The sequence below is a fragment of the Actinoplanes sp. NPDC049599 genome, assembly GCF_044465625.1.
GTDB lineage: Bacteria > Actinomycetota > Actinomycetes > Mycobacteriales > Micromonosporaceae > Actinoplanes.
Window position 1 is genome coordinate 54799 of record NZ_JBITLX010000010.1, and the last position, 13166, is coordinate 67964.

General features: G+C 72.6%; 11 protein-coding genes and 1 pseudogene. 3 read left to right on the plus strand and 9 right to left on the minus strand.

Annotated elements, in window-relative coordinates; all coding sequences use genetic code 11:
- Positions 1-24: 24 nt before the first annotated feature.
- The 6 genes and pseudogenes from ACIBQZ_RS19685 to ACIBQZ_RS19710 form a co-directional block, all read right to left on the minus strand.
- Positions 25-1251 carry an RNA polymerase sigma factor gene (locus ACIBQZ_RS19685; protein ID WP_396090332.1) on the minus strand — a complete coding sequence of 409 codons (1227 nt, stop codon included), beginning with the start codon at positions 1249-1251 and terminating at the stop codon, positions 25-27.
- Between the two features lie 2 nt (positions 1252-1253).
- Positions 1254-1580 carry a YciI family protein gene (locus tag ACIBQZ_RS19690; RefSeq protein ID WP_396090154.1) on the minus strand — a complete coding sequence of 109 codons (327 nt, stop codon included), beginning with the start codon at positions 1578-1580 and terminating at the stop codon, positions 1254-1256.
- Positions 1581-1636: 56 nt separating this feature from the next.
- A complete protein-coding gene (locus tag ACIBQZ_RS19695) occupies positions 1637-1771 on the minus strand; it encodes a hypothetical protein (protein WP_396090155.1) in 135 nt (44 codons plus the stop codon).
- 106 nt (positions 1772-1877) lie between these two features.
- Positions 1878-2309, minus strand: a complete 432-nt coding sequence (locus ACIBQZ_RS19700; protein WP_396090156.1) for a hypothetical protein — start codon at positions 2307-2309, stop codon at positions 1878-1880.
- A 43-nt stretch (positions 2310-2352) separates the two neighbouring features.
- A complete protein-coding gene (locus ACIBQZ_RS19705; protein WP_396090157.1) occupies positions 2353-3729 on the minus strand; it encodes a choice-of-anchor D domain-containing protein in 1377 nt (458 codons plus the stop codon).
- Between the two features lie 61 nt (positions 3730-3790).
- Positions 3791-5740: pseudogene (locus tag ACIBQZ_RS19710) on the minus strand (choice-of-anchor D domain-containing protein); the annotation flags it as partial.
- Between the two features lie 40 nt (positions 5741-5780).
- Here ACIBQZ_RS19710 and ACIBQZ_RS19715 point away from each other — a divergent pair.
- Positions 5781-6065: a hypothetical protein gene (locus ACIBQZ_RS19715; protein WP_396090158.1), complete on the plus strand. Its 285-nt coding sequence runs from the start codon at positions 5781-5783 to the stop codon at positions 6063-6065.
- A gap of 374 nt (positions 6066-6439) precedes the next feature.
- On the opposite strand, the gene ctaD is transcribed toward ACIBQZ_RS19715, so the two are convergent.
- The gene (gene ctaD / locus ACIBQZ_RS19720; protein WP_396090159.1) at positions 6440-8191 is read right to left on the minus strand and encodes a cytochrome c oxidase subunit I; all 1752 of its coding nucleotides are present in this window, start codon (positions 8189-8191) and stop codon (positions 6440-6442) included.
- A gap of 177 nt (positions 8192-8368) precedes the next feature.
- Between ctaD and ACIBQZ_RS19725 the strand changes: the two genes are divergently transcribed.
- Together ACIBQZ_RS19725 and ACIBQZ_RS19730 are read left to right on the plus strand one after the other, a co-directional pair.
- Positions 8369-9580 (plus strand): PP2C family protein-serine/threonine phosphatase, encoded by a 1212-nt coding sequence (locus tag ACIBQZ_RS19725; RefSeq protein WP_396090160.1) that lies wholly within the window; start codon positions 8369-8371, stop codon positions 9578-9580.
- 40 nt (positions 9581-9620) lie between these two features.
- Positions 9621-10352: a spermidine synthase gene (locus tag ACIBQZ_RS19730; protein WP_396090161.1), complete on the plus strand. Its 732-nt coding sequence runs from the start codon at positions 9621-9623 to the stop codon at positions 10350-10352.
- Here ACIBQZ_RS19730 and katG read toward each other — a convergent pair.
- Positions 10321-12597 (minus strand): catalase/peroxidase HPI, encoded by a 2277-nt coding sequence (gene katG / locus ACIBQZ_RS19735; RefSeq protein WP_396090162.1) that lies wholly within the window; start codon positions 12595-12597, stop codon positions 10321-10323. The two genes, ACIBQZ_RS19730 and katG, sit on opposite strands and share 32 nt — an antisense overlap.
- Positions 12594-13049, minus strand: a complete 456-nt coding sequence (locus ACIBQZ_RS19740; protein WP_396090163.1) for a Fur family transcriptional regulator — start codon at positions 13047-13049, stop codon at positions 12594-12596. The genes katG and ACIBQZ_RS19740 overlap by 4 nt, the downstream gene beginning before the upstream one ends.
- Positions 13050-13166: the final 117 nt, after the last annotated feature.

The window sequence follows — 13166 nt, forward strand, 5'->3', positions numbered from 1 at the left end:
CCTGAGCATCGCCGCCGGGTCCGGCTACGCGAGCTGGTCGCGGCGCCGGGTCAGGTAGGCGGTCTCGGCGGTGTTGCCGGCCAGCTCGATGGCCCTGCCGTACGCCGTGCGCGCCTGCTCGCTGTGGCCCGATCGGCGCAGCAGTTCGGCCCGGGTCGCATGGTAGGCGTGATAGCCGGACAGCTTGTCGCCGAGCCGGTCGACCACGGCGAGCGCCACCTCCGGCCCGTCGAGTTCGGCGACCGCCACGGCCCGGTTGAGCGCGACGATCGGCGAGGCGTCGAGCCGGACGAGCTGGTCGTAGAGGGCGACGATCTGCGACCAGTCGGTGTCGCGGACGTCCCGGGCAGAGGTGTGCACGGCGTTGATCGCGGCGAGGATCTGGAAGCGGCCCGGCGCCACCCCGGCGGCCAGGCGCTCGCGCACCAGCCGGTGACCCTCGGTGACCAGGGCGGTGTCCCACGCCCCGCGGTCCTGCTCGGCGAGCGCGACCAGTTCGCCGGTCGCCGAGACCCGGGCGGCGCGCCGGGCCTCGGTGAGCAGCATCAGCGCCAGCAGGCCGGCCACCTCACCGTCCTCGGGCAGCAGCGCCCGGATCAGGCGGGTGAGCCGGATCGCCTCGGCGGTCAGGTCCTGCCGGACGGGATCGCTGTCGGGCCCGGTCGCCAGGTAGCCCTCGTTGAAGACGAGGAACAGCACGGCCAGCACGCCGGAGACGCGTACCGGCAGATCCGCCGCGGCCGGCACCCGGTAGGGGATGCGTGCCGCCTTGATCTTGGCTTTGGCCCGGGTGATCCGCTGCCCCATCGCGGTCTCCTGCACCAGGAAGGCCCGCGCGATCTCGGACACGGTCAGGCCACCGACCATGCGCAGGGTCAGCGCGACCCGGGTCTCCATCGCGAGCGCCGGGTGACAGCAGATGAAGATGAGCCGGAGCCGCTCGTCGTCGATCGCGCCGAGCGGCTCGGGCGGGCCGGTGTCGGACACCATCCGGGCCTCCCGCTGCTTGTCGTCGCGCTTGTGCTCGCGCCGGATCCGGTCGATGGCCTTGCGGGTGGCGGTGGTGGTCAGCCAGGCGCCGGGGTTGGGCGGCACGCCGTCCGCCGGCCAGCGCTCGACGGCGGTCGCGAACGCCTCGGCCGCGGCCTCCTCGGCGCAGTCGAGGTCACCGAAACGCCGGGTCAGGCCGGCGACCACCCGGGCCCACTCGGCGTGGTGGGCCCGGGTGATCGCCGCGCGGACGTCGGCCACGCTCACCGGAACGGCCGCACCTCGACCTTGCGGTTGCAGGCCCTTGATCCCTCGGCCGCGAGCTTGAGTGCCACGTCGAGGTCGGCGGCCTCGATGATCCAGAAGCCGGCGACGTGCTCCTTGGTCTCCACGAAGGGTCCGTCGGTGACCAGCGCCTCGCCGCCGCGGTTGTCGATGACGGTGGCCGTGCCGGGCGCTGCGAGGCCGCCGGCGAAGACCCAGTTGCCCTCGGCGCGGAGCCGGTCGTTGTAGTCGTCGATGGCCGCCATCTCCTCCGGGGTGGCCAGGCCGGACGACTCGTCGAAGATCACGGAGACCAGGTACTGCATCGGACGATCAACTCCTGTGGTTCGGGGCGCCCCTGCCGGGCGGCCGCTCACTCCTGCTACGAACGCCCCGGCCCGGATCCGACACCACCACCCGGGTCTTCTCCGCCGGGCCGGCGCAGCGGCGACTTGTCGCCGGCCAGCCAGAGATGCCCGTACGGGTCGAAGAACCCGCCCTGCCGATGGGTGCCCACGGCGTCTCGTGGTCGCGCACCGGGTCGTGGCAGTCCGCACCGGCGGCCACCGCGCCGGCGACGATCATGAGAGAGATGGCGGTCACGTCCCGCAGATTACCCGCGGTCAGGTGTCGAAGGTGACGACGAGGGCGGACAGGACCGCGATCATGCCGAGGAACGCGACCGGGCCGCCGGCCCACGCCGCGGCACGGGCCACCCGCGGGCCGGCTCCGGCGTCGCCGAGGTCACCACGGACGTGCCGATAGCCACCCGCCCCGGGCAGGGCGAGGACCAGCAGCGGCGTGTAGAGCAGGCAGCCCGGCACCACCGCGAAGGCCGCGTGCCAGGCCGCGTCGAAGTGCCGGGCCAGGGCGAAACCGGCGAGGCAGCACAGGCCGAACGCCAGCAGCCCGCCCAGTTGCAGGCCGGCCGCGACGGCTGCCGCCCGGGACGGCCGGCCGTGGGCGGCGCCGACCACGACGGCGTACACCCGCTTGGCGGCCAGGTGCGCGACGACAAGGGCCCAGCACAGCAGGCCGAGGAACCCGAAGATCACGCATTCCATGATCCTCGGCGGGCGCCCGGAAGCGGCGGCGGGGTCAGCCGGCGGCGCCGTGGAGCGTCACGGTGTGCGGGCTGTCGGGGGCGTTCGTGCTGATGCTCAGGGCCGCGGCGTACGGGCCCGGCGCGGGCGGGGCGAAGGTGATGTCGACGGCCTCGGACTCGCCCTGCATGAGGACGGTCCGCGGGCCGCCGGTGGCCGAGAAGGCGGTGTCGCCGTCGATGGTCACGGCGGCGACGATGAGCGGGCCGGCGCCGAGGTTGGTCAGGCGCAGGGTCTGCTGAGCGGCCGTGCCCGCCGGCTGGACGCCGAAGGCGAGGGCGGCCGTGCTGAGCGCCGCCCGGGGCTGGACGCCGGTGCCGGTGAGGACCGCGGTGTGGACGATGCCGAGCCCGTCGGTGACCGTCACGGCTCCGCCGCGGACGCCCGGCGCGGTGGGCTGGAAGATGACCGAGACGCGGCAGAAGCCACCCTGCGGCCCGAGGACGGAACCGCACGTGTGGCTGTACCGGAAGTCGCCGGTCACGGAGATCGCCGTCAGGGTCAGCGCCGCGCCCCCGGCGTTGATGAGCAGCACGTCCTGGCGGGCGCTGAAGCTGCCGACGGGTTGCGCCCCGAAGTCGAGCCGGGCGGGGTCGAAGGTCACGGTGCCGCCGAGCCCCGTACCGGTGAGGGGGACCGCCGTGGCGGCGCCGTCCCGCTCGATGGCCAGCGCGGCGGAACGTGGCCCGTCCGTCGTGGGCCGGAAGGCGACCTCGATCGTGCACGTGCCGCCCGGAGGTTGCGGGCCGGCGCCGCAGGTGTGCCGGACGGTGAAGTCGTCCGGGGCCGGGCCGACGATGGCGACGCCGGTGACGGTGACGGGCGCCGTACCGTTGTTGGTCAGGGTGATGAGCTGCGGCGGGCCGGACTCGCCGACCGGGCGCGGGGTGAAGTGCACCGCGGTGGGGTCGACGGTCACGGCGGGTGGTGCCGTCGCGGTGCCGGTCAGTTCGGCCGACCGGGGGCTGCCCGCGGCGTCGTCGGTGAAGGCGACGCTCGCCCGCCGGACCCCGGTGCCGCCGGTCGCGGCGGGCCGGAAGGCGATGTCGACCCCGGCGGTGTCCTCCGGCCCGAGCGTGGCGCCGGCGGCGTTGTCGGTGACGATCGGGAAGTCCGCGGCGTCCGGGCCGGTGATGCTGACCCCGGTGATGTGCAGGTCCGCGGCGCCGTCGTTGGTCACCGAGACGCCACGGGTCAGCCCGCGGGTGCCGAGGGGCTGGGCGCCGAAGTCCAGGGCGATGGGGGCCACGACCGCGATGGGTGCGGCCACCCCGGTGCCCTCCAGGGCCAGGCCGGCCGGACCGTCGGCCGTGCCGCCGTCGACGATGACGCTGCCGGCGACCAGGCCGGAGGTGCGCGGCCGGAACGCCACCTCGATGTCGGTGGGTGGCGCCCGGCGCGACGGCGGCGCCGGGCACGGGGGTCAGGACGGTCCAGTCGGCGCTGGCGAGGATACCGCGGAGGCGCAGCGGGCCGGAGCCGGTGTTGGTGATCGTGAACGTCTGCGGGGCGCTCCGGGTGCGGATCCGCTGCGGGCCGAAGATCAGGGTGGCCGGCGCCAATGCCATCCGGGCGCCGACCCCGGCGCCCTCCAGGGTGATCGCCGGCCGCCGCTCGAACCGGGACGGTGCGGGAGAGCTGACCGCGTGGACCGTGAGGATGGCTTGCTGCGGCCCGACATTCGCCGGGACGAAGGTGACGGGTATCTGGACGGTCCGCCCGGCCGGTATCCGGGAGTCCACGAGGACCGCCGGCACGGCGAACGCGGCGGCCGCCGGCCCGTCGATGACAAGCTCCGCGAGCACGCCGTCCACAGTGCCCAGATTGCGGACCGTGAGCATCCGGACGGCGGTGCCGCCGACGTCGACGTCGCCGAACCGGATGCGGTCACCCGGTCGGGGCGCCGACGTGAGCTCGACCTCGAAGCCGGCCACCTCCGCGCGCAGCTGGACGACGAGGTGGCCCAGGTCTTCCGCGTTGGTCCGCAGGGACAGGGCGCCGGCGTGCGGACCGGCCTCGGTGGGGCTGAACCGCAGCTCCACCTCCGCATACTCGTCGAAGGTGGCGTCCTGGCCGCGGAACGTCGCCTCGAGGTTCTTCGGCCGGCCCCGGATGCCGAGCGTGGGGGAGTCCGGCCCGGCCTCGGTGCGGAAGTCACCGGTGACGTGCAGGTCGGACAGCCGCAACGGGCCTGTTCCCACGTTGCGGCAGCGCAGCAGGGCGCGCCGGGTGGTGCCGACGTCCAGCGCGCCGAGATTCCACACCAGAGTGGGAACTGCCGCCGGGTCGGCGCCGCCGGGCAGGTCGGGCGGATCAACGGTGGTCAGCGGTTGTCCGAGGTAGACGGCGGCAATGGGGTAGCGCTCGGCGACCCGGACGAACCGGCCCACCGACGGCGTGCCGGCCGCGTTCAGCAGGAACAGCAGGTAGTAGCCGGGCGGGGCGACGTTACCGTCGGGTGGCATGCGGACGGTCAGCGAGCCGCTGTCGCGGCTGACGATGGCGGCGACCACGAGCCGCTGGTCCGGATTGAACGCGTGCGTGGCCGACCCGCTCCGGACCAGGTGGACCGCCCGGACCGTGTCCGCGTCCGGCGTCCGCACGCGGAACAGCTGCCCGTGGCCGGCACCGGCCAGGACCCGGCCGATGACCGGCCGGGGAGCGGGAACGGTCGCCCCGGTGCCGTCGATGGTGAACAGGTACGGCGGGGAGAACGTCTCGATGCGCAGTTCCCGGGCGTCGCCCCGGCCCGGGTCGTCCCTGCGTACGCCGCCGTGATTGCGGTCGCTGTCGTGGTTGGAGCCGGCGACCCAGACCCGGCCGTCCGGCAGCAGCAGGGCGACGGAGTGGTAGACCCGGGCGATCCGGTCGGGTGAGGCGGCCAGGTCCTGCCACGTGTCCGTCGTCGGGTCGTACCGCTCGGCGTGGTGCACGGCGCCGGCGTCGGCACCACCGCCGAAGATCGGCAGCCGCTCCGAGGTCGCCCCGCCGACGAACAGCACGGTCCCGTCGGGCAGCAGCACCCCGTTGGCGTAGGCACGCACCGCGGGCCGAGCGCCGCTGCCCGGGCGCCGGCCGGCATCCCGCCACCCGAGGTGGGGATTGCCCGGATCGAAGAAGTACGGCTGCCGCTGACCGAAGATCATGACCCGGGCCTGGTACCCCGGCGGGGCCAGCGGCAGCAGCACGGACGCGAACGCCGAGCGCGCGTAGATGTTGACCGGCACGGAGGGATCGGTGCCGAACAGCGGCGGCGGCCCGAGGTCGCGGACAAAACGCGCCGAGACGAGGTCGCGGGTGCGGCGGTCATCGTCGACCCGCAGCGGCGTCGAACTGAACATGCTGCCCATCGGGAGCTGGTGCAGGCGCGGGTAGTAGACCATCGGGCGGACCTCAACGCCGAGCAGCCGCTGGAGCCCGCCGGTGTCCTCCAGCGGCGGCACGGTCGCCGCCGGCGCGGACCACGCACCCGCGACCGGATCGAAGATCTCCACCGCGGTGACCTCGTGCGGCCCGTTGTCGTCGCCGTGGCCGCTGAGCACCAGCACCCGCCCGTCGGCCATCGTCACGCAGGTGGGATACCAGCGCCCGCCGGCCATCGGCGGGGCCGGCCGCCAGCGTTCGGCGCGCCAGTCGAAGATCATGGCGGAGCTGCTGCCGGTGAAGTGCCCGACCTGGGCGTGCTGGGCGGCGGCCTCGCCCTCGTAGTGCTCGGTCCCGCCGGCCACGAAGACGTCGCCGTCGGGCAGCAGGCAGTGCCCGCAGCAGAACAGGTCGTCGGTCAGCGGGCCGCCGGCCGGGCGCACGCTGTTGTCGGCCGGATCCCAGATGCGCGTCGCGTTGATCCGCGCGGCGGGATCCACCGGCGCCTCGTCGTGCTCGGATCCGCTGAAGTAGAGGACCTTGCCGCTCGGCAGCAGCGCGGCGTGCACCGCAAGCACCTCGGCATTCCCGGTCACCAGGTCCCACGAGCCGATGGCGTGGGTCACCGCCGCCTCCTCACTGACAGGAGTCGGATGGGGAGCTCACTGGAGAGTATCGACGGTCGGCTACCCGACAGCGGCCCGCCCGGCGGCATCCGGTCACTGCTCGTCGGAGCGGTCCTCCCGGTAGTCGGCGCCGCCGGCGGACTCGCCGGTCAGTGGGCGGGCGCCGCCCTCCGGCGGGCCGGCGGCCGACTGGCTGCCCGCGGCCAGCTCCGGAAACTTCGCGTCGAAGGCCGGGCGCTCCGAGCGGATCCGCGGCATCTTGTCGAAGTTGCGCAGCGGCGGCGGGCTCGACGTCGCCCACTCCAGCGAGTTGCCGTGGCCCCAGGGGTCGTCGACGGTGACGACCGGGCCGGCCCGGTAGGAGTGCCACACGTTGTAGAGGAACGGCAGGGTGGCTGCGCCCAGGATGAACGAGCCGATGGTGGACACGGTGTTCAGGAAGGTGAAGCCGTCGCCGGGCAGGTAGTCCGCATACCGCCGGGGCATGCCCTCGCCGCCGAGCCAGTGCTGCACCAGGAAGGTGGTGTGGAAGCCGATGAAGGTCAGCCAGAAGTGAATCTTGCCGAGGCGGTCGTCGAGCATCCGGCCGAACATCTTCGGGAACCAGAAGTAGACGCCGGCGAAGACGGCGAACACGATCGTGCCGAACAGTACGTAGTGGAAGTGCGCGACGACGAAGTAGCTGTCGTGCACGTGGAAGTCGATCGGCGGGGCGGCGAGCAGCACCCCGGTCAGCCCGCCCAGCAGGAACGTGACCATGAAACCGACCGCGAACAGCATGGGTGACTCGAGGCTGACCTGGCCGCGCCACATCGTGCCGATCCACACGAAGAACTTCATCCCGGTGGGCACCGCGATCATGTAGCTGAGGAAGCTGAAGAACGGCAGCAGCACCTGGCCGGTGGCGAACATGTGGTGCGCCCACACGCTCATCGACAGCGCGCCGATCAGCAGGGTCGCCCCGACCAGGCCCTTGTAGCCGAACAGCGGTTTGCGGCTGAAGACCGGGACGACCTCGGTGATGATGCCGAAGAACGGCAGCGCGATGATGTAGACCTCGGGGTGGCCGAAGAACCAGAAGAGGTGCTGCCAGAGCAGCGGGCCGCCGGTGTCGGGGTTGTACACCTGCGCGCCGAGCACCCGGTCGGCGGCCAGCGCGAACAGCGCGGCGGCCAGGAACGGGAAGACCATGATCACCAGCAGGCTGGTGACCAGGATGTTCCACGTCATGATCGGCATCCGGAACATCGTCATGCCGGGCGCGCGCAGGGTCAGGATGGTGGTGATCATGTTGACCCCGCCGAGGATGGTGCCCACACCGGACAGGGCCAGGCCGACCACCCACATGTTGCCGCCGATGCCGGGCGAGTGCTCCGCGGTGCTCAGCGGGGCGTAGGCCGTCCAGCCGAAGTCCGCGGCGCCGCCCGGCACGACGAACGCGCCGACGGCGATCACGCCGCCGAACAGGTACAGCCAGTAGGCGAACGCGTTCAGCCGGGGGAACGCCACGTCCGGGGCGCCGATCTGGATCGGCACCACGAAGTTGGCGAACGCGAACACGATCGGCGTCGCGAAGAACAGCAGCATGATCGTGCCGTGCATGGTGAACAGCTGGTTGTACTGCTCGGGAGACAGCACCTGCATGCCCGGCCGGGCCAGCTCGGCGCGCATGAGCATGGCCATGAACCCGCCGATCACGAAGAACACGAAGGCGGTGACCATGTACATGATCCCGATCTGCTTCGCGTCCGTGGTCCGCAGGATCCGCGCCAGCGCCGAGCCCCGGACCGGGCGTCGGACGGGCCAGGGGCGGGTGACGATCGGCTTCGGTACGACCGTGGTCATGGCGTCCTCCGGTGAGCTGTGCGTAGCTCCGCGACCGAGCACCGACGCTACGCCGATCGGGCCGGATGCGCAGCATCCGGATCCGTGGCCGGCGGCGGGGACGCCCGCGCCCGGCCCGCGAGGGTGTTCGTCCGCCGCGGATGCGCCGGCGGGCGGACGGCGGCATAGGCTGCAGGCGTGGTCGACACCGGGCGGATGGAGGACGACGAGCGGCTGCGGCGCATCGAGGCGGTGACCGACACGGCTCTCTCCTCCCTCGGCGTCGCCGACCTGCTCGACGAGCTGCTCGACCGCGTCCGCGACCTGCTCCACGTCGACACCGCGACGATCCTCATCCTGGACGCGCACGCCCGCCAGCTCACCGTGACCGCGGCGAGAGGCCTGGAGGACGAGGTACGGGAGGGGTTCCGGGTCTCGGTCGGCCGCGGCTTCGTGGGCCGGGTGGCGCAGACCCGGGCGCCCGTGATCATCGCCGAGATCGGCCCGGCCGACGTGGTGAGCCGGCCGCTGCGGAGGAAGGGCATCAAGTCCCTGCTCGGCGTGCCGATGCTGGTCGGCAACGACCTGGTCGGCGTCCTGCACGTGGGCAGCTGCACGCCGCGCGCGTTCACCCCCGACGATGTGCACCTGCTGCAGCTGGTCGCCGACCGCGCCGGCCACGTCGGCCGGCTGCGCTCCGACAAGCTCGACCAGGCGGCCGCCGTCGCCCTGCAGCGCAGCCTGCTGCCGGTCCAGCTGCCCGGCGTGCCCGGCGTCGAGCTGGCGGCCCGCTACGTCCCCGGCCACGACTTCGGCGTCGGCGGCGACTGGTACGACGTCTTCACGCTGCCCTCGGGCTGGCTGGGCGTGGTGATCGGCGACGTCTCCGGTCACGGCCTCGACGCCGCCGTGGTGATGGGCCGGGTCCGCAGCGCCCTGCGCGCGTACGCCCTGGTCTGCGACGACCCGGCACAGGTGCTGACGCTGCTGGACCGCAAGGTCCACCACTTCGAGACCGGCAACCTGACCACGGCGCTGTACGCGATGCTCTCGCCCGACCGCAGCACGATCCACATCGCGCTGGCCGGCCACCTGCCGCCCGTGCTCGCGGTGCCGGGCCGGCACGCCGCGGTGCCCGAGATGCCGGTCGGGCCGCCGCTGGGCGTCGGCAAGGCGACGGCGGTCCGGTGCACGACGGTCCTCGACTTCCCGCCCGGCGCCGTGCTGGTCAGCTACACCGATGGCCTGGTGGAACAGCGCGGGGAGATCATCGACGTGGGGATCAAGCGGCTGACGGAGGCTGTGCGGCCGGACGCCGCGTCCACCGTGTGCGCCACCGTCATGGCCGGGGTCGGCACGGAACAGCCGACGGACGACATCGCCCTGCTGGTCCTGCGCCGGCTGCCGTAAGCGGTTGAGGTGATCTTCTCCGCCGAGGCACCCTGGGCCGGTGACCGCACCGGAGAGCGAGCCGGACGAACGCGTCTCGACGCCCCGCGGTGAGCTGGTCCTGCGCTCCCGCGGCGGGCACCACGAGATCGTCAGCAACGGCGTGTTCCTGATGGACACCCGGGCGGGGGAGTCGGAGCGGCTGCTCGTCCGGGCCGCGCTCGAGCGGGTGCCGGCGGGTGCCCGGCTGCTCCTCGGCGGGCTGGGAGTCGGCTTCTCGCTGGCCGAGGCCGTGCGGTCGGCCCGGCTGTCCGAGATCGTGGTCGTGGAGATCGAGCCGGCGATCGTCGGCTGGCATCGCACCGTGCTGCGGGCGTACAGCGGTGGGGCGCTGGATGATCCGCGGGTGCGGGTGGTCACGGCCGATCTGCTCGGCTGGCTGGCCCGGACGCGGGAGCGCTTCGACGCGATCTGCCTCGACATCGACAACGGTCCGGACTGGACGGTGTTCGAGGGCAACAACCTGCTGTACGAGGACCGGGGTGTCGGCCTGGTGCGCTCGCGCCTGCGTCCGGGCGGGGTGCTGGCGGTGTGGAGCGCGACCGAGTCGGCACGGTACGCCGAGCTGCTCGCCGCCCGGGTGGGTCCGGTCCGTACCGTGCGGGTCCCGGTCGGCCGCGGTGAGCCCGACGTCGTCTATCTGAGCGGGACGAGCCCGGTCGATCCGCGGGGATCGACCGGGCTCGCGGAGAACGGCGGGATCAGGCCAGGTCGAACCGGTCGAGCTCCATGACCTTGGTCCAGGCGGCGACGAAGTCGGTGACGAACTTGTCCCGGGCGTCCTGGCTCGCGTAGACCTCGGCGAGGGCCCGCAGCTGGGAGTTGGAGCCGAAGACGAGGTCGACCGCGGTGGCGGTCCACTTCACCTCGTCGGTGGCCACGTCGCGGATCTCGTACACGTGCTCGTCCTGCTCCGACGTCTTCCACCGCGTGCCCGGGGAGAGCAGGTTGGCGAAGAAGTCGTTGGTGAGCACGCCGGGCCGGTCGGTGAGAACCCCGTGCGGGCTGCCGCCGACGTTGGCGCCCAGCGAGCGCAGGCCGCCGAGCAGGACGGTCATCTGGGGCGCGGTCAGGTTGAGCAGGTACGCGCGGTCGAGCAGCAGCGTCTCCGGCTGGGTCTTCTCGCCGGGGCGCAGGTAGTTGCGGAACCCGTCGGCGCGAGGCTCCAGGACCCGGAACGACTCCACATCGGTCTGCTCCTGAGTGGCGTCGGTGCGGCCGGGGTGGAACGGCACGGTCACCTTGACGCCGGCGTCCAGCGCGGCCTTCTCGACGGCGGCCGAGCCGGCCAGCACGATCAGGTCGGCCAGCGAGATCTTCGCGCCGCCGCCCTGGTTGAAGTCGCGCTGGATGCCCTCGAGGGTGCCCAGCACCGACGCGAGCTGCTCGGGCTGGTTGACCTCCCAGCCGCGCTGGGGTTCGAGCCGGATCCGGGCGCCGTTGGCGCCGCCGCGCTTGTCGGTGTGCCGGAAGCTCGCCGCCGAGGCCCAGGCGGTGGAGACCAGCTGGGCGACGGTCAGGCCGGATTCCAGCACCTTCGCCTTGAGGGCGGCGACGTCGGCCTCGCTGACCAGCTCGTGGTCGACGGCCGGCACCGGGTCCTGCCACAGCTGCGGCTCGGCGACCCACGGGCCGAGGAAGCGGCTGACCGGGCCCATGTCGCGGTGCAGCAGCTTGTACCAGGCCTTGGCGAAGGCCAGCGCGAACTCCTCGGGGTGCTCCAGGAAGCGCCGGGAGATCTTCTCGTACGTGGGGTCGAAGCGCAGCGACAGGTCGGTGGTGAGCATCGTCGGCTTGTGCTTCTTGGCCGGGTCGTGGGCGTCCGGGATGATCGCCTCGGCGTCCTTGGCGACCCACTGCTTGGCGCCGCCGGGGCTGGTGGTCAGCTCCCACTCGTAGCCGAAGAGGATCTCGAAGAACCGGTTGCTCCACTGCGTCGGCTTGTCGGTCCAGGTCACCTCGAGGCCGCTGGTGATCGTGTCCGCGCCCTTGCCGCTGCCGTACGTGCTCAGCCAGCCCAGGCCCTGGTTCTCCAGCGGGGCGGCCTCGGGCTCCGGGCCCACGTGGTTGTCGGCCGGGCCGGCGCCGTGGGTCTTGCCGAAGGTGTGGCCGCCGGCGATGAGCGCGACGGTCTCCTCGTCGTTCATCGCCATCCGGCCGAAGGTCTCCCGGATGAAGTAGGCCGCCGCCCGGAAGTCCGCACTGCCGCGCGGGCCCTCGGGGTTGACGTAGATGAGGCCCATCTCGGTCGCGCCGACGTTCTCCGCCATCGCGTCGTCGGCGACGTAGCGCTCGTCGCCGAGCCAGGTGTCCTCCGGGCCCCAGATGATCTCCTCGGGCTCCCAGACGTCCTCGCGGCCGAAGCCGAAGCCGAAGGTCTTGAAGCCCATCGACTCCAGCGCGACGTTGCCGGCGAGCACGAGCAGGTCGGCCCAGGAGACCGACTGACCGTACTTCTGCTTGACCGGCCAGAGCAGCCGGCGGGCCTTGTCGAGGTTGGCGTTGTCGGGCCAGCTGTTCAGCGGCGCGAAACGCTGCCCGCCGTCACCGGCGCCGCCGCGGCCGTCGTGGATCCGGTACGTGCCCGCGGCGTGCCAGCTCATCCGGATCATCAGGCCGCCGTAGTGGCCGAAGTCGGCGGGCCACCAGTCCTGCGAGGTGGTGAGCACCTCGGTGATGTCCCGCTTGAGGGCCTCGACGTCGAGCTTGGCGAACTCCGCGGCGTAGCTGAAGTTCTCGCCCAGCGGGCTGACCTTGGACGAGTGCGTGTGCAGCACCGACAGGTCGATCTGGTTGGGCCACCAGTCCCGGTTGGTGTGCGGGCGACCGCCGGTCTTCGGAGTCGGCGAGTCGATCGCCGGGTTCTCGCTCTCGCTGCCGTTCGCGGTCACCGAGTCGTGCGCGACCGGGCAGCCCTCCGCCACCATCTTGTCCACGCCCTGCGCGCCGGCGGGGGTGTTGTCCTGCGTGTCGCTCATCTGTTTCCTTCCGAACTGGCGGATTTCTGGGAAAGGCGATCGGTCGCGCAGTCGGAGCAGGTGCCCCAATAGACGACCTCCGCCTCGTCGACCACAAAACCGCGGTCGTCCGAGGCGGTGAGGCAGGGAGCGTGACCGACCACGCACTCGACGTCGGCGATCGCACCGCACGAGCGGCACACGACGTGATGATGGTTGTCCCCCACCCGGGACTCGTAACGAGCGGTCGCGCCGGCGGGCTGGATGCGCCGCACCAGGTCGGTCTCGGTGAGGACGCGCAGAACGTCGTAGACCGCCTGGTGGGAGACGGTGGGATGGTCGGCCCGGACCAGCGCGATCACCGTATCGGTGTCGACGTGCGGATGGTCACGTAACGCGGCGAGCACCGCCAGCCGGGGGCGGGTCACGCGCAACGAGACCGCCCGCAGCTGGGTCTCGAAGTCCGCCGTCACCGGATCAACATAGGCCCGTTTCTGGAATAGTTCAAGTTTTCACCGGGTCCGGCGGCGGCCTTCTCGACGTCGGCCGCGCTGCTCGTCACTGTCCCGGGTCCGGTTCGTGCGCGCGGC